The 1,237-nt window shown below is 37.6% G+C and carries 1 protein-coding gene and 1 pseudogene; both read left to right on the forward strand.

Features of this window, described 5'->3' with window-relative positions:
- Positions 1-969 (forward strand): proline--tRNA ligase (locus ACFIO3_RS09630; RefSeq protein WP_375704371.1); only part of this gene is annotated, 969 nt, incomplete at its 5' end.
- An 11-nt stretch (positions 970-980) separates the two neighbouring features.
- A pseudogene (locus tag ACFIO3_RS09635) lies at positions 981-1,237 on the forward strand (lipoprotein-releasing system transmembrane subunit LolC); the annotation flags it as partial.

Below are 1,237 nucleotides of genomic sequence, written 5' to 3' on the forward strand. Positions count from 1 at the left end.
TCTTATGTTCGTTCTTATAAAGATCTTCCGCTTAATTTGTATCATATTCAATGGAAATTTCGTGATGAAATTCGTCCACGTTTTGGTGTGATGCGGGCACGAGAATTTTTAATGAAAGATGCTTATTCTTTTGATCTTGATTATGAAGGTTCTAAAACATCTTATAACCGTATGTTTGTTGCTTATTTACGCACTTTTTTTCGTCTTGGTTTAAAAGCAATTCCCATGCGTGCTGACACAGGTCCCATTGGGGGGGAGCTCAGTCATGAATTTATCATTTTGGCTGAAACGGGAGAGAGCGCTATCTTCTGTGATAGACAATTTCTTGAACTTACCGTTCCCCATAGTTCAATCGATTTCAGTGATAAAGCTGTTTTAGATGATATCGTTAAACAGTGGACATCTTTTTATGCAGCGACAGAAGAAATGCATGAGGAAGAGGAATGGGCTAAAATTTCTGATAATAATCGTCTTTCAGCGCGTGGTATTGAGGTTGGGCATATTTTCCACTTTGGTACTAAATATTCCGCTCCAATGGGAGCAAAAGTTATGGGACAAGATGGAAAAGAGCATGTGGTCTCTATGGGATCTTATGGTATTGGGCCTTCGCGTCTTGTTGCGGCCGCTATTGAGGCTTCTCATGATGAAAATGGTATTATTTGGCCAAAGTCGATGGCACCGTTCGATTTTGGGATTATCAATATGAAGCCCGATGATGAAAAATGCACACAGGCATGTGAGTTTCTCTATCAGGGATTAAAGAAGGTTGGTTTTGATCCGTTATTAGATGATAGAAATGAACGTCCTGGATCAAAATTTGCAACAATGGATTTGATTGGTTTGCCAACGCAAATCATTGTTGGTCCTAACAGCATTGCACAAAATGAAGTTGAAATTAAAGATCGCAAAACAGGTGTAAAAAAATCTCTAAAGGTTGAAGATGTACTCAGCCAACTTTCTATAATTTAATAGGAAATATTATGAAGAGGCTGAAAAACAAATGCTTTTCATCTTATGAGTGGATGATCGCTTTTCGTTATATGATTCCCAATAAAAAACATGTCGTTGCCTCTGTTATTTCAATTATTTCTCTTATTGGGATTATGTTGGGCGTATTTGCTCTGGTTGTTGTTATGGCGGTGATGAATGGCTTTCGTACAGAACTTCTCAATCGTATTCTTGGTATGAATGGACATCTTATTGTTCAAACAGTTGATTCTGGTTTTTCTGATTATAA

This window comes from Bartonella sp. AD328YNZD, from assembly GCF_042196425.1.